We start from the raw sequence: 21,022 nt of genomic DNA on the forward strand, positions 1-21,022 counted from the left end.
GACACTTCGATTGCTGCCAATGAAATCACTGCTTCTACCCTACTAGGCTCTGAGGCCATTAATGCAACGAAGAACGCTATATCTGGTCTAGCTGCCGGTACGTATACAGTTAAAGTCATTGATAACAGCAGCCCGAACAACACATGTTTCTCGGAATCTTCATACACACTCGTTGAAGATCCTACTACGATCACTATTACTTCTTCTGAGTTTACGCTGGTAGACAATGAAAACTGTGATGGTACAGGATCATTTGAAATCAACAGCGTACTAGAAGACGGTGTGACCACAGGTACTACTGCTGACTACACTTACCTATTCGAAGTAAGAGGTGGTGGAGCACATGGTGGAACGATCGCGGGTACAGATAACAACAGACTAGAAGGACTAAGTGAAGGAGACTACCAAGTCACCATCACCAACACGACGAGTGACTGTTCTAGCTCAGTATTCTTCTTCTCTATTGATGATGTGTTCGAACTTCCTAACATTGTACTCACTGCTAAATCAGATGACTCATACTGTGATGCGACTGCTAACACTGGTGACGGTGCTTTGAGTGTCGCTATAGAAGACGGTATAGGAACTACCACCACCACTGGATATACTTTCGAGTGGTACAGAGGTACTGACACTTCGATTGCTGCCAATGAAATCACTGCTTCTACCCTACTAGGCTCTGAGGCCATTAATGCAACGAAGAACGCTATATCTGGTCTAGCTGCTGGTACTTATACAGTTAAAGTCATTGATAACAGCAGCCCGAACAACACATGTTTCTCGGAATCTTCATACACACTCGTTGAAGATCCTACTACGATCACTATTACTTCTTCTGAGTTTACGCTGGTAGACAATGAAAACTGTGACGGTACAGGTTCATTTGAAATCAACAGCGTACTAGAAGACGGTGTGACCACAGGAACTACTGCTGACTACACTTACCTATTCGAAGTAAGAGGTGGTGGAGCACATGGCGGTACGATCGCGGGTACAGATAACAACAGACTAGAAGGACTCAGTGAAGGAGACTACCAAGTCACCATCACCAACACGACGAGTGACTGTTCTAGTTCGGTGTTCTTCTTCTCTATTGATGATGTGTTCGAACTTCCTAACATTGTACTCACTGCTAAATCAGATGACTCATACTGTGATGCGACTGCTAACACTGGTGACGGTGCTTTGAGTGTCGCTATAGAAAATGGTATAGGAACTACCACCACCACTGGATATACTTTCGAGTGGTACAGAGGTACTGACACTTCGATTGCTGCAAATGAAATAACGGCTTCTTCCCTACTAGGCTCTGAGGTCATTAATGCAACGAAGAACGCAATATCTGGTCTAGCTGCCGGTACATATACAGTTAAAGTCATTGATAACAGCAGCCCGAACAACACATGTTTCTCGGAAGCTTCATACACACTCGTTGAAGATCCTACTACGATCACTATTACTTCTTCTGAGTTTACGCTGGTAGACAATGAAAACTGTGACGGTACAGGATCATTTGAAATCAACAGTGTACTAGAAGATGGAGCAACCACAGGAACTACCGCTGACTACACTTACCTATTCGAAGTAAGAGGTGGTGGAGCACATGGTGGAACGATCGCGGGTACAGATAACAACAGACTAGAAGGACTCAGTGAAGGAGACTACCAAGTCACCATCACTAACACGACGAGTGACTGTTCTAGCTCAGTATTCTTCTTCTCTATTGATGATGTGTTCGAACTTCCTAACATTGTACTGACCGCTTCCTCTTTAGATACGAGCTGTGATGACACGTCCAATACAGGTACTGGCTCATTGACAGTAGGAATTGAGAATGGTGCTGCATCTACAACAGTAGCTGGCTTTACCATAGAATGGTACAGAGGTACTGACACTTCGATTGCAGCTAACCAAATCACGTCTGCAACAGTTGTCGGAACTGAAGGTATTTCAGGTACAGCCAATGAAACGATTTCAGGACTGGCTTCTGGTACTTATACAGTGAAGGTTGTAGATAATACTAACCCAAGTAATACTTGTACATCTGAAACCTCTTATACTATAGATGAAGACAATGCAGCAATCACGATTACTGAGTCTGAATACACAGTGACCAATGATACCAACTGTGACGACAACAATGGTAGTATCACGATCACTGACATTCTTGCCGATGGCGTATCTGATGGAATAGCAGGTTACACCTTCGCATTCGCGACCAAAGATGGAACAGCCGGTGATCATGGAGGGACACAAACGGGTGGTACACTCACAGGACTAGCCGCAGGTGAATATGAGGTCGTCATTACCAATACTTCTTCTACCTGTACCAGTGCTACCTACTACTTCGAAGTAGAAGATGTCACGGTTGCTCCTATCGCAGTCTTTAGTGCCAAGACACCAGACACCAACTGTACCTCAGTTGTCAATGAAGGTAATGGTTCACTCACGATTGGGCTCCAAGGAACAGCAGCAGTAGCGGATTACAGCTTCGAATGGTACAGAGGTACGGATGTAGCTCTAGCAGACAACAATCTAGCAACTGGCGCTAACAAAGGATCAGCCATTGTAAGTGCCGATGGTACTTCCCTGACAGCTTTGGCGCCAGGTCAATACACTGTAGTAGTCACTGACAGCAACAACGATGAAGTCAATGACGGTTGTAGCTCGACCAAGTCCTTTACTATCGTGAATACGCCAGTCACTAACACACTAGATAGTGCAGCAGTAGCAGGTAATATCACACATGTAACTGACTGTGGTGGCACGACAGGCTCTATCACGATCAATGATACAGATTTGACTCCAGGCAATGTCGCAGACTACTCTTTTGAGTGGTTCACTATAGACCGTACATCAGCCATTGCTGGCGAAACCAGCAATACACTCTCAGGACGAGCAGCTGGTATATACTATGTACGTGCGACCAACACTGCTACAGGATGTAATACTGGCCAAGTTGAAGTGGAAATTTTAGATAACTCTACAGCCCCTACGGCGACCTTGACTGTTAACGCTGGGGACGCGAGTTGTGATCCTGATGCCAACGAAGGAAATGGTATCCTAGACTGGGCCATCACCAATGACGATGGTGGTAACTACAGCTACCAAGTATATGCTGGAGGTTCTGTTGCTGGAGGTACAGCCCTAGTAGACAATGGCACGATCACAGGTACTTCTGGTACAGCTGCAGCCTTGGCTAGCGGATCGATCTCAGGACTGGCTAGTGGAGACTATACGATCAGAATCACGGATGAATCTACGCCAGGATCGAGCTGTTTTGTAGATGCTTCTGTCACACTTACTGAGATCATCAACGATTTCAGTGTTGAGAATGTCACACTTACAGAAAACACACATTGCTCATCCCCATACAACGGAGAGATCGAAGTGACTAGCATTTTAGAAAATAGCGTGAGTGTTGGGTTAACGGGATACACGATCACTATCCTGAAAGCCAATGGCTCTGCTCATGGTGGTACAGATGTAGCCAACGGTCATGTCTCTGATTTGGATCCAGGTGTCTATCAGATCACGATAACTAATGCAGAACAGTGTACGAGCAATGAAATGGACGTCACGATTGAAAACAATGAAGTAGCACCTACGGTAGCCTTCACTTTGGATCAAGCCAATCAGTGGTGTACAGGTGGAAACGGTAGTTTGACGGTAACAACTACAGCTGCCAACCCAACAATTACGTGGAGTAGTACTGCGACCTTTACAGGTGCAGCTACGACAACAGGTGCTACGACAGCTACGATTACTGATTTGGATGATGCAGTGTACAGTGTCACGATCACAGATGGCGTATCAGGATGTAGTGTAACCGATTCATACAATGTACCATTCGTACCGATAGATATTCAGCTAGATTTACTCGCTGATGTAATCGTGACGCCTATGACTACATGTGCGCCAGGTAATGGTAGTATCGAACTTACTTCGATCAATCCAGATGCATTGGCTGACTATACTTATACGCTACACACAGGTACTTATACAGCAGGTGGTGGAACCAACATGGGCAACAGCCCGCTGTTCGAAGACTTGATGGCAGGAACTTACTTTGTGGAAGCCACCAGTACCATCTCAGGATGTACTTCGGATGTGTTTGAAATCGAAGTAGAAGATGCTAGTGTACCGCCAGTTGTTACACTCGCTGACTTCCAGTTGCAAACGAATTGTGATGCAACCAACCCGAATGGTTACTTGACAGTCACAGCAGATGGGTCTAGTAGTGTCACGGACTATCGCTTCACTTGGACAGGTGGCCCAGCCAATGATCCTACGTATGCAGGACTTGGTGTAGGTCAGTACACTGTAGAAGTAGAAAACCTTAGTACAGGATGTATCACTACAGAAACCTATGATATGGCTTCAGAAGCTGCTGATCCTCTCCTACTAGATATCACGATGGAAAGCAATGAAAACTGTATCGATCCAAATGGAGAAATGGTAATCTCAGTACTCAACTCAACCAACGCTACGGCAGTATTCGAATACTACCTAGTAGCAGGAACAGTTAGTGATGAGACCATCATCACCGATGCTGCAAACAACTTGAATAGCAATACTGTCGGAAACCTCGAGCATGGTGATTATACCATCATGGTATTGGATATAGATGGTGGGTGTTCTTCTGATCCTAACATGATCACGATAGAGGATGCTACCAATACCATGAACATGGAGATGATGATCATACAAGACCAGGCTTTGACCAAGTGTGACTTGACCAGAGCAGATGGACAAGCGACTGTTACATCTATACCAGACGAGCCGTCTAGATACCAGTTCTACTGGCACGATGGATCGAGCGTTTCTGATCCATTGTTGGACTCAGCCTTTACGCTCTACCGCATGGAAGCAGAGACCTACACTGTACAGATGGTAGATCGCTATACAGGATGTAAAATTGAAGATCAAATCACGATAGACAATGAGGCTGAACAAGTACCTCTCCCATCTATCGCGCTCGTCAACAATAGAACAAACTGTGTAGTGCCAAACGGTGCAGTAAGCGCGTCGATCAACAATGAAATCGATGGCTACAGCTTCGTATGGACAGACAACAGCGCGAACACGATCAGCGAATCTAGTGTCGCAGGCGGGTTGGATCTCGGTAGCTACTCAGTCAAAGCAACTGACAACAATACAGGTTGCGTCTCTGAGGCCAGTTCTACAGAGATTTTGGATGAAAGAGAAGCACCATACTTCGTAGTAGAAGGAACCGACTCTCAGTGTAATGAAGTAGTCTTCGGTACCAACGAATATGTTGGAAATGGTACTGCAGATTTGGTATTCAATCAATCAACGATCACAGAAGAGATCTACTGGACTAAGGACAATGGTTCTCCAATAGACACAACTGATGTATCAAGTATCTTGAGCCGAGACGAAAGGTTGAGTGGTATCTCACCAGACAACTATAGAGTCATGGTAGTTGATGAAGATCAATGTACACACGAAGAAGTCTTCACCATAGATACTGAAATCCAGATCTTTAATGCGGTCACAGACAACAATGACGATCTGAATGACTACTTCAGAATATCATGTGCAGACAAATTCCCTGACAACAATGTAAAAATCTTCAATAGATCAGGTACATTGGTCTACAAAGCGGATAGTTATGAAGACAACATCAACGGACGTGTATTCAAAGGAAAGAGCAACGTCGGACTTGGCGGTGGAGGTCAAGGTTTGCCAGCTGGTACTTATTTCTATATTTTTGATAAAGGAACAGGTGCTGAAGGTGATGTTCAACAAGGGTATCTCGAATTGTTAAGATAAGATTTAGATGAAAAGCTATAAAGGACTTTTAGTAATACTAATTACGATGATAAGCTTGACAGCCGCTGCACAGCAGCGGCCTGTCTTTTCGACTTACCCCTACAATGGGCTAGCGTTGAACCCTGCTTATGCAGGGAGTTTAAATCTATTTTCAGCGATCTTCACCAATAGAAACCAGTGGGTCAATATTGATGGGGCTCCTGTATATCAGTCCTTGACAGCACATACCACTTTCAAAGACAACCAGATCGGTACAGGACTCAATGTCGTTCGCGATCAAGTAGGTGTCCATGAACAATACAGTGTGTATGGGAGTTTCGCTTACAAAATCAGGATGCAAAAAGGGATCTTGTCCATGGGACTCCAAGGAGGTTTCGATCAGCGCGCTTCCAACTTCAACGAGCTGGATTGGTTCAGCCAAGAAGATCCATTGGCAGTCTATGCGAATGACTTCAATCCTAACTTTGGTGTGGGGCTTTACTTCGCCAACCGTGATTATTTCATCGGCGCATCTATTCCTTACATTTTGACCCCTAAGATTAAGTATGAACAAAATGACATCCCTACCACAGGCGTTTCTTCTAGATACTACTACATCAATGCGGGATTCGTCAAGGATTTGAACCGATCACTTAAAATCAATCCTTCAGTGTTGTTCAGGTTGCAAGATGATGTCCCTTTTTCTTTTGATGCGAATGTAAACCTCATCATCAATGAGATTGTATATGCAGGTCTATCCTACCGCTATCAAGATTCATTTTCTATCATGACCCAGTTGGTTCTCAACGAAAACTTTCGCATCGGTTATGCCTATGACATCCCCACCAGTGATCTGAATGGTTACACGGCAGGGTCACATGAGATATTCCTCAACTATAGAATCAAACTCAAGACAAGCAGGAAAGACGGCTTATGTCCTGTCTATTTTTAGCGTCAAGATTTTAAGAATCAAGAGCCAAGAATCTATACCACTAGATGTGTAGTGCTTTTGGGTTAAATATGTGTATCTCACGACAGCTCTTCTAACCTAGAGAAATCAATTGCGTATATAGTCGGAATACTAGTATGAGAATGACTAGTTTTGCAGCCCTCTTCGGAGGGAAAGAAGATCTTTGAAAAATGGGGCCGACCGGTATTGACAGTAAGTGTGAATATTGTACTTGCATGTCGGGTGGTGAGTAAGCACACGTAATCACTTTACTCAAATCATATTTGGCGAATCTAATTACGCCATGGCTGCTTAATTTTAGCTGATAGCTAGAATTATTAACCTCGGATAAGATTCGAGGCAGACACATCCCTCCAGGCTTTTGTCTTACAAGCCGGACTCAGGGGTGTCATCTCGTAAGACTAGCTTGAGGCGAAGTTGCTAACCGATAGCGAAGCTAAAGTAACTGGTAGGAAAAGTGGGTTGTTGTCCGCCAGCCTTCCTACGAGATCCTAAGTGACAACTAAGCATGTAGAGGGTCCAATATGACCTTATCTGGACGAGGGTTCGATTCCCTCCGGCTCCACTTCAATACCATCAAAGAATTTATAAATGCCCTTTATGTATAATAAAGGGCATTTTTTGTTTGTAGACACTCCAAATTATTCATTCAAAAACAAAAGGTAGGTGCGTGATTTTAATAAAATAAATCTACGATAAAAAATTACTCCCCACAGGCACCGGCTGTATAATCCGTAATCCCCATACAACTAGCCACACAAGCATTGCTATAAGTTTTGTCATTGCAGCCACATACAGGGCTATACACGTATGGGCAGACACATGATATATCTATATCATCCGTCTCGTTGCATTCGCTACTATCATCCTCCCGACAAGCGATCAGGGAAAATGACAAAAATATAAGTATCATCCAGTTTTTCATACCTCTATGACCCCTTTGGGGCAAAAAGGGTTGGATACATCAGTACCCAACCCTATAAATGACCGAATCCTGAACAAGTTTCATTAATAAACCAATTGGGCAAAAAAAACAGGCTGCCTTGGAAAGCAGCCTGTCAGTATTAGAGTAAAATGGTGAATTAAGGTCTTGGATTCCACTTCGTTATCCTAATATTATCCACATATACTGTGAACACCTCTTCACCCGTTTGTGCAATTTTCATAGCCATACTAAACGGAGCATTTTGTGGATCGGATATTGTCACAACATCGGTCAGTTCTTGCCATGATCCCGTCACAGCCCCTCCCAAAGAGTGCGCTTTTTCTGCTCCACCACACCCCCAATTGATATACATCCTCATATTGGTAGCAAACTGGTTCGGCACACTTGGCTCTATTCCTCCTCCATTGTCTTCCAAAAACAAATCAAAGGCAATTTTCACCTTGTTGTCTCCCTCAGATGAATATGGGAATGTTTGAAGACTTCCATTCTCGGAAGGCTCTACAATTGTGCCATTACCCCAAGGGGCTGTTCCACTATACGGATCTACTGACACTTTAAGACTCGTCGCTCCCTCTGTCGCTCTCAGGGTAGTTTTCTCTAGCGTATTGGTGAAATCGCCACCTAACCAGGCTGTAGTACCAGCTACCCAAGTAATACCACTGGATTCAAAACTATAATCGTACCCCGACTCTTCTAAAATATTTACTTCTATAACCATCGATTCTTCATCCGCAAAACTTGAAACCTTGGCTTTGTCTGCTGTCTCAAGTGAAGTACCACTGTATGTCACAGTGACTTGGTCATCACTGTAAAACTGCTCACTTGTCATAGTCAACAAGACCACACTGGCATTGCTCGGGCTTATCGCTGCATCAAATACTGGCATCAACGTGCCTCCACCTGCTGTAGTCACTGCAATGCTAAACTCCTCAGACTTGATTGAAGTAGGGTCCAACCCTCTAGAAAATTCGATCGAGACAAAGTTTTCTTGAGAAGCAAGCTCAGTCAGAGTCACAGGATCAGAAGAACGAACGCACTTTACAAAATCAGTAAAAACCAAAGTGTCCGAACTCTGGGGCATAGGTCGAGTAAATATTGGTGACATACTGTATACTTTCTCCAATTCGATATACTTGACATCAAACGTACTATTCGCAGGGTCTTCATCCACCAACTCAGCCCCATTTAAATCTCCTGAGATTTGGGTCGGACTCCCTTCTGCAACATAAGTGTATCTAATCACGCTCCCAAAAGGAATATCTGTAGGTACATCTGGATTGAGATCTATCTCCCTCCCTACAGTTCCTGTTGCATCTAACAAATTGGCTTTCATCTCTATCACTTCGACCTTAGGCATGACCGTGACCGAAAAAGCCGTATCCAAAGATTGCCCAATTGGTGTGGTACCTTTTCCTGAATAGGCATCTGATTTGAATTCTTGATGCAGATTGACTTCATAATCACCTACTTGATTGAAAGTAACTTTTAGCTGTTCTTCGGTCACATCACCTTCAATCACAATATGATCTTCATTGGAAAAAGTCCACTCTCTGGCAACCACCCCTTGCGATACATCAGCAAAATCGATTGCTCCTCCTGCATTGATAATATTTCCATTAGCACTCTGGGAGACTTTAATCACCCTATGACTAGGGATGACTACTTCCGGAGAGTTCAGTTCTTCGCCACATGCTGCCAAGATCATCATAGCAAGCATTGCTGACCATTTGATCATGGTATATTTCTTATCTAATATTCTTTTCATCACAAATTATTTAAGTGCTTCATTGTTCTGTATTTCGACAGAAGGAACTGGATAATAATCATGTCTTTCTGAGTCGTAAAACGCATAGTTATTTACAAAATCTGGTCTCACTCTTTGCTCAATATACAATGGGGGACGATTCACCAACAAAGTAGATGGGTCATTAGTATTTTCAGCTGATTTTAGAGCGTTTCTGACCTCTTCATCGTCATGATGAGAAGTAAACACCTCTTTGACTATCCCCCATCTCACAAGGTCCTTCCATCTCAAGTTTTCATAGCACAATTCAGTTGGTCTTTCCACCATTCTAATATGTGTCATAACATTGTCTGCTACAGGGCTCACCTCAGGTCTAGCACCATACAAATCCTGACTAACATGCAGCTGAGGAATTGTACCATTTGCATCTATATATTGTTGCAGTGTCACCACACCGGCACGAGCTCTCACATAGTCTATGTACTCGATCGCTGTAGGAACCCCAGCCTCTCCATCTCTCTCCAACACGGCTTCTGCGTACATAAGGTACACATCTGCCAATCTCATGTGTTTAAAATTAATTGAAGACCTCCATTCGTTGCTTTCTACGTCCAAATGATACCAATTCGTATATTTATTGACATAAGCACTTTCGCCAAATGTCCACAAGCGTGGCACCAGAGATTTTCGCGTTGCTGCTGTCTCTCCATAGTACAAGCCTTCTGCATCACGGCCAGCTATACTCAATGTGTATCGGCTTGAATGATTCGTAGACCCTCCTACCGAGTCGGCTGTCATCAGCTCATGTAGCCAGTATGTCGGCATGACTACCTGCCATCCTCCTAAAGAATATGGGGCAAACCATCTTGCAGAAGAAGTAGATTCGCCTCCCGAATTATAAGTATTGTCATCTACATAATGAGAATTGGCAGTCCCTGGGTTGATCGAACCATCAAAAGGAACTTCCATGATCGCCTCACTATTGTAGACCACATCATGGGAAAAATTATCCATTGGATCAGACACTAGCTGGTATTCACCCGAATTAATGACCTCCAAAAATAAATCGGAAGCTTTTGCCCAATCCTTCCCATACAAATGTACTTTACCAAGAAGTGTCGTAGCTGCTCCGAGAGCCACTCGGCCTAGTTCTGAATCAGCTATCTCTGATCTCTTGGGCAAATGCAATCGAGCGAAAGTCAAATCTGGTACAATGACAGAGTCCGTCACCTGCTGTATCGTAGACAGCCCCACGTTAATATCTTCAGCTTTGCCAGAAGATGAAGTCGTAAGAATCGCTTTTCCGAAAGTATGTACAAGTTCAAAGTAAAAAAACGCTCTCAAAAACCTAGCCTCCGCTATCATTCTATTTTTTAAATCTTCATCTAGATTGTTCATATCAGGGAGATTATTAATCACCTGGTTCGCACGATAGACTCCAATGTATAATTCAGACCATTTTTGTAGAACAGGGTCCGCATTATCCGCGACATTAAACTCAGTATAGGAAAAATGCCTCGTCCAATCATTGGTCCCTCCTAAGTCGCTTTTGGCTATTTCGTATTGCATATCTCCTCCACTAATGCTTTGAAACTGTAGCGCTGCATATACGGCCGTCAGTGCTGCTTCTGCATCAGATTCCGTTTCCCAAAAGATATCACTAGTGATCGCATTTGGGTTAACCTCTGTCAAAAACTCATCATTGTCACAACCCGATAGTAACAGTATACTCAGGCTCAATGAGGTTGGTATGATATATTTTAATATTTTCATAATTCTTCAGTCTTTATAATTAGAAACTTAGTTGAACTCCAACCAAGAACTGGCGAGCAACTGGATAGTTACCTCTATCTACCCCTCTAAAGAAGAGTCCATCTCCGCCTACCTCTGGATCGTATCCTTTGTATTTGGTAAAAGTAAACGGGTTGACAGACGACATATAAACTCTAGCTTTCCCTATCCCATATTTCTCAAGCATCTGGAAATTGTAACCAAGCGTAAGTGTACGAATACGGAAGTACGTTCCATCCTCCAAAAACAAGTCTGAATATGCTCTCACATTTTGATGTTGTCGAGTTCTATAAGTAGGAATTTCTGCTTCAGGATTCTGTGGACTCCACATTCCCATTTGCTCTACATGTCGTCCCTCCGAATAGGCATACAACCTAGATCCATTGTAGATTTTAGCTCCATTGGAATAATACCCTTGGATAAAAAAGTCAAATCCTTTGTACTCCAAATTAAGGCTCAAACCCATTTCGAACTTTGGCTGCCCTGAGCCCATAAATACTCTATCCGAATCGTTGATCACACTATCACCCAAATCCATGATACCATCTCCGTTGCTATCTATTGTGAGTTGATCTCTGTAAATCACATCTCCCATCCGAGCATTGGCATCAATTTTTTGGTATGCTTCCAATTGTTCAGCTGTTTTAATGATTCCATCGGTTTTCACCAACCAAAACCCACCAGCTTGGTACCCTTCTGCGAGGAAAGTAATGTCATCCGCCCAATTGTTGGTCAATACAGGACGCCCACTTCCATAACCTCTCTGAATTCCATCCAAATTTGTCACCTCATTCACGTTTTTAGTGAATGTACCTGTGAAATTATATCTCAACCCAAAATTGGTAACATCTCTATAAGAGAGCGCTAACTCGATCCCTCGGTTGACCATACTGCCTGCATTCACCGTCACACTATTGTATGCATCAGCTGCACCTGTGACGTTGGTTCCAGACGAAGGGGGAAGTTGTCTAGCCAAAATCATGTCCTTTTTCTCATTTTGATATACATCAGCGGTGAATTGGACTTTGTTTTCAAACATGGCTAAATCAAGCCCAATGTTGGATGACAACTGGGTCTCCCAGTGAATGTCAGGATTAGTCAAGCTACGTTGGATCAAGCCTGGTGTCAATGTTTTCGATGATCCATATAAGTAATTGACCCCACCGTTGACCGTAGGGTTAGCCACGTAGGTGTTTGACGTACGGTTGTTGCCTACTCCTGCATAACTTGCTCTCAATTTTAATCCATTGATCGCTTTTACACTCCAAAAACTCTCTTCGCTCACATTCCACCCAACAGAAACTCCTGGAAAGTAATCCCAGCGATTTTGCTCATTAAACCTTGATGTACCATCACGTCTAATACTTGCAGATATCATGTATCTACTGTCATATGAGTATTGTGCACGTAACATCATCCCCACCATCGTGGTATTAAAATTATAACTGGTAGGGTTGCTAGTAGAAACTGCTGCTCCGAGAGTTTGTATGTCATTGTTCCCGTTTTCAGCATGTGTTACTCCGATACCTACTACGGCGTCCTTGTATTCTTCGTAAGACAGCACCCCTGTAACTCCAAGATTATGCTTTCCAAACTCTTTGTCATAGCTCAGTACATTTTCCAGCACATTGTTGCTCATGTTTCTATAATCTTCATTAAGCCTAGCTTGTGGACGAGAAGCAGTAGGGTTATAGTTCCCTTTGGCATCATAGATCAAATATTTAGGTTGAAACTGTATTCTCTTAGAATTGAGCGAAGAATTCCCTAACCTGACTTGATACTTTAGCCCTTTGAAGAACTCATATGAAGCATTGAATGCCACGTTGTACCTAGTGGTTTGTTGATCATCTGTATTCTCAAGAATACCTGAGAGATAACTATATGTGATTTCATTTTGATCAGGAATCTGGATTATATCTCCATTGGTAGGGAGGTCTTGAATCGGTGTACTCCAAGGCATCTGACGAATTGCATTTTCATACAAAGCCCACGGTTCTCTTTGGCGACCCTCATTGGTCACACCTATACTGGCATACATTTTAAACTTTTCCTTATTGACCTGTCCAGTCAATCGAGTAGTCAATCTATCGAAACCAGAATTGATCAAAACGCCATCTTGATCGAAGTAATTCACATTGGCGTTGACCGTCACATCACCTCTTCCTCCGGACACATTGACTTCATAATTTTGAATGACAGCATTGTCATTCTGGATAGCAGACACAAAATCAGTATCGTTTTCCAACGCTCGAGGATTGACAGCCAATACCGTAGATTCGATACCTAAGCCAGCTGTTCTAATTTGATCGAAATAAAACTGATCATTGGTATTCATCAGTTCGGTACCAGAGGTAATGTTTTGAACACCTGCCCAAGAAGTAATATCTACTCTCAGTTTGTCACGATCACCTGTTTTGGTAGTAATCAAAATCACCCCATTGGATGCTCGTACACCATATACTGCTGCAGAAGCACCATCCTTCAAAATATCAATTGATTTGATTTGACTAGGTGGAATATTTGGATTGTTTTGATAAGGAATACCGTCTACCACATACAGCGGCGCAGTATCTCCAACCCCCAATGAACCTACTCCTCTTATTTGGATATTTGCCGTCTCACCAGGACTACCGTTAGCGGCTTGTACGTTGACCCCTGCAACCTGTCCCTGCAGAGCCGTTCCCAAATCCGAAGTAGGTACTTTGCTGATTTGACTGGCACTTACGTTATTCACTGCTCCAGTGACCTCTTTCTTTTTCTGAGATCCATAACCTACAATGACCACTTCTTCCAAAGACTTTGCATCCGATTCCAATGTCACATCTATTGTAGTAGCATTGCCAATAGTGATGCTTTGGGTCAAATAACCAATATAACTGATCACCAGAACATCTCCTGAATTGGCCTTGATAGAGTAGTGTCCCTCCACATCGGCCACTACGCCAACAGTACTATTCTCAATCCTGATAGTCGCACCTGGCAAAGGGTCTAATCCATCAGTAACCTGGCCTTTAATAGTCAAATTTTGACCATTAACCGAATGACACAGGGTAGACATCATCACGGCGGTGACAAACGTCATAAACTTAAACCTGTGTTTCACAAGTAATTTTAGTTTCATATGCTTAATTTTAAATTTTCAAGAAAGGGCAACTTCTACAAGATCTTCTTTTCTACAGCATCTTTTGAGGTTGCCACTTTTACCTACACAAACATAATTAGCCTTACAGTCTTTCAATCAACTCTATTTACCCAAGACTTGCACTTAATTACCCTATCAATTTACACTAGTCCGTTTAGCACCAAAAACCTAGGATAAAATAGACTTAGATAAAAAAGCACCTGATTCTTGAGAACCAGGTGCTCTAAACACTAAATCAACTAATTACTAAATTTAACCGACAGAGGGCAGTACTGTCGATCCCAATAGACTACTCCCAAATCACAGGCAAGAACACATTAAGCTCTGCCTCTCCTCGATTGCTCCAGGCAAAATAAGGGATCAATTGACCTTGGTATTTTTCAAAAACTGGTTTGCTCACGGCACGGTACATATCATCTCCACTTTGGGGCTGTCTGAGCATAAACTCCGCCTTAATGGCTGTGACACCTCCGAGCAAATCTTCTTCGTACTCGGCTTTCATCGGACTGTCGCCAGACACATACACATCGAGGATGCTCGTGCCTTTGGGCAAGTCTGGTGTCTCTACGCAGTACACAACAGGTCCTCGCTTGATGGCCACCTGATTGCGCACTTCTTCGATGCGTGGGTGTCCTTCGAGCATGGTGATCTCCATTGGCATGTCCATCTCGATCACGTCTCCACTCTGCCAGGTGCGCGTGATCTTAGCAAACTGCCCAGGCACGGCCTCTACCGACTGACCATTGACTTTGATGCTGGTGCCCTTGGCCCAGTTAGGCACGCGCAGGATTATGTCGAAGGGCTCAGCCTTACATTCTTTGATTTCGATCTTGACTGCTCCATCCCAAGGATAGTCAGAAGTCTGCGTCAACTTGAGTACCGACCCGTCGAGCAAAGTAGTATTCAGCTCATTGCCTCCATATAGGTTGACTGAAATCCCATTAGCAGACTTGCTATAGGCCCATCCCGGAGACTTGGCAATGGTACGCACCAAGTTAGGTGGACAGCAAAAGCAATCCAAGTATGGCGCACGCTGTGGCAATTCTGTATTCATTTTCTCATAGTCGAGTGCACCGTCTATTTTTCGTAGGGGGTTACCATAGTAGTACTCTGTGCCTGCTAGACTAATACCGGACAACGCACTATTGTGCAGTACAAGCTCCATGATATCGGCGTACTTCGACTCGCCCTTCACCCCTAGCATACGGTGACTAAACATCGAGTTGCAGATGTTGGCGCAGGTCTCGTTGTAGGCTGTGAGATTGGGCATCATGTAGGCATCAATGAATCCCTCTTCGATTTTGTCTCTGCGGGTAGATGCCCCGTAGTGCGTCTGCCCTACTGCTCCGGTCACGTACATTTTCTGATTGACCACATTGTCCCAAAGCCGATCGAGTGCATCGATCAGGGCCTGCTCACCCGTCTCGGCATATACATCAGCCGCTCCTGCGTAGTAGTACAGTGCCAGCACAGCATGACCTACTGCTTCGTTTTCTTCCCTAAGTGGCACGCGCTCCTGTACCATGTCACCGATCGGGTAGCCCTTGGTAGTGGGGTCTTCTATGACTTTGGACTGCCCCCGCATGTTGATGAACTGCTCTGCTAGCTCAAGGTAGCGCTTATCTTGAGTAGTACGGTACATTTCTACCAAGCCCATGATCTGTGTCTGGTTGAAACCAAAACGCTTGACCGAATCTGTCTTTGGACTAAATAGATCATACAGATAGTCCGCATGCTTGACAGCAATGTCTAAGAAGTTGGTCTGCCCTGTGACCCGATAGTGGATGCAGGCACTGGTCATCAGGTGCCCACTGTTGTACAGTTCGTGGTACTTCCTGTTGGTAAAGGGTTTAATTTTATCATTGATAATGGCTGGCGTAGAAAGGTAGCCATCGGGCTGCTGCGCTTGACCGATCACCTCGATGATCTCGTCCATTTCTTGGAGGATCTTTTCGTCTTGATTGACCCCATAGATGTACATCGAGGCTTCCATCCACTTGTAGAAGTCGCCATCGTGCCACCAGAAGCCTTTGTGCTGTCCCTCCTGGAGACCTGCAGCGATCTTGAAGTTGTTGTAGGCGTGTCCTACGTCTCCTTTGAGCACGGTGCCCATGTAGGGTACCATCACTTCCTCAGCCTGTTTAAACTTGTCAGCCCAGAAGCCTTGCGTCCATCGGCAATCGCCTATGTCGATGCTTTTGAGTTGTACGTTGGGGCTGTTGGTATTGTCGATGATGCCCTTGTTGGTATCGAGGCTATGACGATGTGCTACCGGTTGTGTCTTTTCTTTTTTACTCGTCTGCTCTGCTCCTCCACAGGCAGCCAATCCTACCAACACTGACCCCAGTGCCAGCCAGTTTTTCATTACATGCTTATTCATCTATCCAGTTTTCTATGTTTCCAAAAACAGCAACGCCATCATTTCGGCTGCTCTACACAATCAAATCCCCACACATGTGGGAGAACAAAAGACGCAAAATCATCTCCAATCTCACCCACAAGTATTACCTAATTCTAGCACTATTTTACCCTTGTATCTTCGCTTTCCTTTTTGATTGATGAGTTTACACGATATATAGTGCACTTCTCTCTCTCGAACCATCGGTTTCAAACTGTTCGTGATTTCCTTATCAGAATACAATCATTACTGAGTTCGAAAGAAACCAACCCAACTATATAAGAGCGCCTGAAAACAACTTGAAACTATCTCTGAGGAACAGTTTTATTTCCTCATACAAGACGACATATCTCAAGAAATAATACACCTCTTCTTACCAAAAAGAACAACTCTTGTACAATACTCTGCTTGGCTAGATTAATGCTGACTTAGTTTTTACTCCAAAACCTTACTCTTTTCATTCCTTAGCTCTAAGAACATTACATCATATGGTTTCAAAGTCAACGTATTCGGCACATCCACTCCTCTCAGAATATCGTGGCAGGTGGTACCCTCACTCGCGTCATTGAGCTTTAGTGAAACCTCAGCATTGACCCTACCTACATTGACGACAGATATAACTTGATTACCCTCCTCATTCTCAAAGGATTTCCATGTACAAATCGGAAAGTCAGCAGCGCTACTTTCGGTCAAGGTAACCCTAGGTGCTCCTCCTGTACTCTTGACAATCTGCAAAGCGGATGCTCGCATATCCTCAACATTATCCATCAGGTTTGCACCTGTGATTCCTGTCAGACTCCTTCCATATTCATCCTTTGTTAGGCTCTCTGCATCCATGATGACGCTACCTCCTGCGTCAACATAGGCCTGCAGCGCCTCCAACCCCTGCTGTGTCACATGTTGCGTTTTGTACACGAGTACAACATCCCAGTTGCTGTGATCCTGTTGCTCCAGTATATCCTTGGTAACAAACCCCAACGGTACTCCATCGAAATACATGGATTCGTAGAGGTCGAATACATCATCCATGTAGGTAGATGTATTGATAGCCGATGCTTCGGAATAGAATATCCTAACGGGTTTTCGCTGACGCTGAAAATGCATGATACGCTCAGAATGTGCATTGAGATCAGCCAGTGTAGCATGTAATTCGTTGACTACACGGGGTTGGTGATTGTTGGAACCGCCATAGCCTGCATCATCTCCTGATCGTTTATCTCCATCCTCTGTACGAGCCCAATACCAAGTTTGGCTGGCCGACATCCCTTGGGTATGTGCTAGCCAATAAGTCGCCCGAGCATGCATTGGGTCCAGTTCCAAATCGAGAGATGCTTTGGTCGACAAATAATGAGACTCGGTATTGAACATCAATTTGTCCGGAGATACCGACTTGAAAAAATCATGCGCCATGGCCATCTCCCGCCAATCAAATTTATACTTAGCTTCCCACGGATCTGTTTTCCAAGGGTAGCTACGGTGCTCGGCTCCTGTGTCATTACCAATGATATCGCTCAGTTTAGTGAGCGCTTCAAAATCCAATCCATGATCGCGTGCGTTATTGGTCCACATACCCGGGATCAACTTGAGATGAACTTTGGCAAGCGGATCACAGCCTTTGACCGTATCCGCCACAAACTGATACCACCGTGTGACGCGATCCATATTGAACCGCGACCAATCATACCACTGCGGCGATCCCTGTAGAGATTCTGATATTGGAACCTCCAACTGCACTTCATCAAATGAACCGTAAGCAGTATGCCAAACAGCATTGAGTGTTGCGATGGTTTCGTGCTTTTCTTTCAACCAAACCGCTAACGAATCCATCGTATACTCAGATACGCCACTACTCGCCCAATTGATCGTGCCGTCAGCCTTTTTGGAATGAATAAAATGTGGTTCGTTGCACAGCATATAACCCAGCTCTGTAAATCGCTTTCCAGACATCTGGGGCACCATCCCATGGATGAGCGCACCTATCATTTCTTCTGCTCCTGGATGATCTATATCGTACTCGGTATATCGTACTCCACCTGCATCCTTACACTCAAAATCAACGCCGTATTTATCCTTGGCCCATTGGGGTACATCCCTGTGATTGATAAACACAAAACCTGCCGTACCTCCTCCTTTAGCAGTCAAAGCGCTCATTTGACCTGAGTTGATGTCACCCGCTTCGTTCAGTACATAACTGGGTGTAATGAACACCCCGTCCAACTGTCCGTGGAATTCTTCCAATTTCGGGGTATTGGGTTTCCAAGTCCAATCTGCCAAGAATACTGGTTTGCCCTCAAAACTCATGTGATCTCCGTCTTGCTTGACCTGTGCCCAATCTATATTTGGAGTAGTTGACCTACTGATCTCACAGTCCGTCAACTGCACCAAAGTAGCAATAGAAGCATCCAACATCTCAATCACATCCAGACGCTCAAAACGTGGCAAATACTCGGCCGTTTCTTCGGCACTGTCACGGTAGTGCCATCCTAGTTCAAAATAGCGTGTATTTTTAGCTACATTCCTTTCATCCCAATCCGCAAATTCTAGAAATATCTCTGCCGTACGCAGTGCAGTTTTCTCTTTGAGTACATTGGTACCCTTTTGCTCTGCTTCGTCGATTTTAGTTTGCAGCAGCATCATTTTGTCCATGGCTGTTTCCTTCAAACCCTGTCCTTTGCTGGGAATCGATATGCCTGCAAAGAGTACAGCCAATAGTAGTATTCTATTCATAGTTCTGCAATCCTGTTATTCATTAAATCGAATGCTCATTGTAAGCAACTCTATGAAATCACTGGCCAATACTAGACTGGAAAGTCTCCTCAAGCCGCGGCATCCCATCCGCGTGCCATCGATCGGCCGTTTCTTGGTTGTGAAACCAAAGAGGCTGTACATGGGTTTCGCTCCACTTTTCGGCACTGTCAACCATAGCGCTGAGTTGAGCGGGGTACTGTTGCCTGAGATCCTTGCGCTCTCCTATGTCTTGATTGACATCAAAAAGCTGCCAACTTTGTTGGTGAGCTTTCACGGCTTTCCATTGGCCTTGCCGAACGCCCACATCGCTATACCCATCACGGTGACGCATGACGTAGAGGGGTGCCTCGGCCCTAAAATCCTCTTGACCCACAACAGCAGGCCAAACATTCTGACCATCCAGCAATTTTCCAGAAGGGATTTCGGCCTCAGCCAGTGCAGCAAAAGTGGGGTAAAAATCTAGTGCCGAGACGGTATATTCACAAGCCTCATGGGCCTGTATTTGATTTGGCCAATGCCAAAACATAGGCACACGATAGCCTCCTTCGTAGGTACTGCCTTTGCCCTCTCGCAAGGCACCGTTGTTGGCTCCATGATCGGTATTGCCTCCATTATCACTCAAAAAAACAATCAAGGTGTTGTCGTATTCTCCTGCTGCCTTCAACGCATTGACTACCTCGTCTACCCCGCGATCCACAGCATACACCATCGCGGCATAGGTTCGGCGATCCGGATTTTCTATCTCGGCAAACAAAGCCAAGTCCTCTGCCTTGGCTTCCAAGGGGACATGAGGTGCGTTGTAAGCGAGATACAGAAAAAAAGGATTGTCCAGCTGTGCTGCTCTACTGATGAAATCAACAGCCTGATGAGAAAGCGCATCCGTGAGATATGCTGTGTCGCGGACTTCATGCCCGTTGTATTCCAGCGGTCTCAGATAATCCCACACCGCTCCATCGCCGCTACCATGTTGCTCGTCATATTTGGATAGGTACTCTTCGGGAAAATACTTGTGACCTCCACCTAAAAAACCGTAAAACTCATCAAACCCACGCTGATTGGGATGATAGGGCGCAGCAGCTCCGAGGTGCCATTTGCCGACGATACCCGTATGATAACCCGACACTTGCAGTACCTTGCTGATGAACACCTCGTCCCGAGTGATACCCTCGTCCAGCCTAGCAGTGTTGGGAGGCAGGTTGAACTGTGCGCCTATCGTATGAGGATAGCGCCCCGTCATCATACCTGCTCTACTGGGCCCACAAAAGGGATGGGGCACGTACGCTGATGAGAATCTCACCCCTCCTGCAGCCAATTGATCCAAGACAGGCGTACGAATATCCGTTGCTCCATTGAATCCTACATCGCCATACCCCAAATCATCACAGAGGATCATCACGATATTGGGTCTGGATGCTGTTTCCCTTTTCACATTTTGTTGGCAAGCAAAAAAGCCCACCATACTAAGTGCTCCTATCCAGACAAGTAATGTTTTTCTCATAGTCATGTGT

General features: G+C 44.6%; 9 protein-coding genes and 1 other RNA gene. 3 read left to right on the top strand and 7 right to left on the bottom strand.

Annotated elements, in window-relative coordinates; translation table 11 throughout:
• The 3 genes from BGP76_RS08530 to ssrA all read left to right on the top strand — a co-directional run.
• Positions 1 to 5,796 (top strand): gliding motility-associated C-terminal domain-containing protein (locus BGP76_RS08530; RefSeq protein ID WP_147407423.1); only part of this gene is annotated, 5,796 nt, incomplete at its 5' end.
• A 7-nt stretch (positions 5,797 to 5,803) separates the two neighbouring features.
• Positions 5,804 to 6,727, top strand: a complete 924-nt coding sequence (locus BGP76_RS08535) for a type IX secretion system membrane protein PorP/SprF (RefSeq protein WP_073124455.1) — start codon at positions 5,804 to 5,806, stop codon at positions 6,725 to 6,727.
• A gap of 190 nt (positions 6,728 to 6,917) precedes the next feature.
• Positions 6,918 to 7,313, top strand: a transfer-messenger RNA (tmRNA) gene (gene ssrA / locus BGP76_RS08540).
• Between the two features lie 135 nt (positions 7,314 to 7,448).
• On the opposite strand, the gene BGP76_RS20160 is transcribed toward ssrA, so the two are convergent.
• The 7 genes from BGP76_RS20160 to BGP76_RS08570 form a co-directional block, all read right to left on the bottom strand.
• Positions 7,449 to 7,658 (bottom strand): solute carrier organic anion transporter, encoded by a 210-nt coding sequence (locus BGP76_RS20160; protein ID WP_147407424.1) that lies wholly within the window; start codon positions 7,656 to 7,658, stop codon positions 7,449 to 7,451.
• 169 nt (positions 7,659 to 7,827) lie between these two features.
• Positions 7,828 to 9,456 (bottom strand): hypothetical protein, encoded by a 1,629-nt coding sequence (locus BGP76_RS08545; RefSeq protein WP_147407425.1) that lies wholly within the window; start codon positions 9,454 to 9,456, stop codon positions 7,828 to 7,830.
• 6 nt (positions 9,457 to 9,462) lie between these two features.
• Positions 9,463 to 11,208: a RagB/SusD family nutrient uptake outer membrane protein gene (locus BGP76_RS08550; RefSeq protein WP_119844353.1), complete on the bottom strand. Its 1,746-nt coding sequence runs from the start codon at positions 11,206 to 11,208 to the stop codon at positions 9,463 to 9,465.
• A gap of 19 nt (positions 11,209 to 11,227) precedes the next feature.
• A complete protein-coding gene (locus BGP76_RS08555; protein ID WP_119844354.1) occupies positions 11,228 to 14,347 on the bottom strand; it encodes a TonB-dependent receptor in 3,120 nt (1,039 codons plus the stop codon).
• A gap of 310 nt (positions 14,348 to 14,657) precedes the next feature.
• Entirely contained in the window at positions 14,658 to 16,748 is a 2,091-nt protein-coding gene (locus tag BGP76_RS08560) for a glycoside hydrolase family 127 protein (RefSeq protein ID WP_255416085.1), read from the bottom strand.
• 453 nt (positions 16,749 to 17,201) lie between these two features.
• Positions 17,202 to 19,493, bottom strand: coding sequence for an alpha-amylase family protein (locus BGP76_RS08565; RefSeq protein WP_119844355.1), 2,292 nt, complete (start codon positions 19,491 to 19,493; stop codon positions 17,202 to 17,204).
• A 58-nt stretch (positions 19,494 to 19,551) separates the two neighbouring features.
• Positions 19,552 to 21,012, bottom strand: coding sequence for a sulfatase (locus BGP76_RS08570; RefSeq protein WP_158584173.1), 1,461 nt, complete (start codon positions 21,010 to 21,012; stop codon positions 19,552 to 19,554).
• Positions 21,013 to 21,022: the final 10 nt, after the last annotated feature.

This window comes from Reichenbachiella sp. MSK19-1 (assembly GCF_003590315.1).
GTDB lineage: Bacteria > Bacteroidota > Bacteroidia > Cytophagales > Cyclobacteriaceae > Reichenbachiella > Reichenbachiella agariperforans.

Coding starts and splice junctions, on each gene's coding strand:
- BGP76_RS08535 (WP_073124455.1), top strand. CDS start 5,804: ATGAAAAGCTATAAAGGACTTTTAGTAATACTAATTACGATGATAAGC.
- BGP76_RS08560 (WP_255416085.1), bottom strand. CDS start 16,748: ATGAATAAGCATGTAATGAAAAACTGGCTGGCACTGGGGTCAGTGTTG.
- BGP76_RS08545 (WP_147407425.1), bottom strand. CDS start 9,456: ATGAAAAGAATATTAGATAAGAAATATACCATGATCAAATGGTCAGCA.
- BGP76_RS08570 (WP_158584173.1), bottom strand. CDS start 21,012: ATGAGAAAAACATTACTTGTCTGGATAGGAGCACTTAGTATGGTGGGC.
- BGP76_RS08550 (WP_119844353.1), bottom strand. CDS start 11,208: ATGAAAATATTAAAATATATCATACCAACCTCATTGAGCCTGAGTATA.
- BGP76_RS08555 (WP_119844354.1), bottom strand. CDS start 14,347: ATGAAACTAAAATTACTTGTGAAACACAGGTTTAAGTTTATGACGTTT.
- BGP76_RS20160 (WP_147407424.1), bottom strand. CDS start 7,658: ATGATACTTATATTTTTGTCATTTTCCCTGATCGCTTGTCGGGAGGAT.
- BGP76_RS08565 (WP_119844355.1), bottom strand. CDS start 19,493: ATGAATAGAATACTACTATTGGCTGTACTCTTTGCAGGCATATCGATT.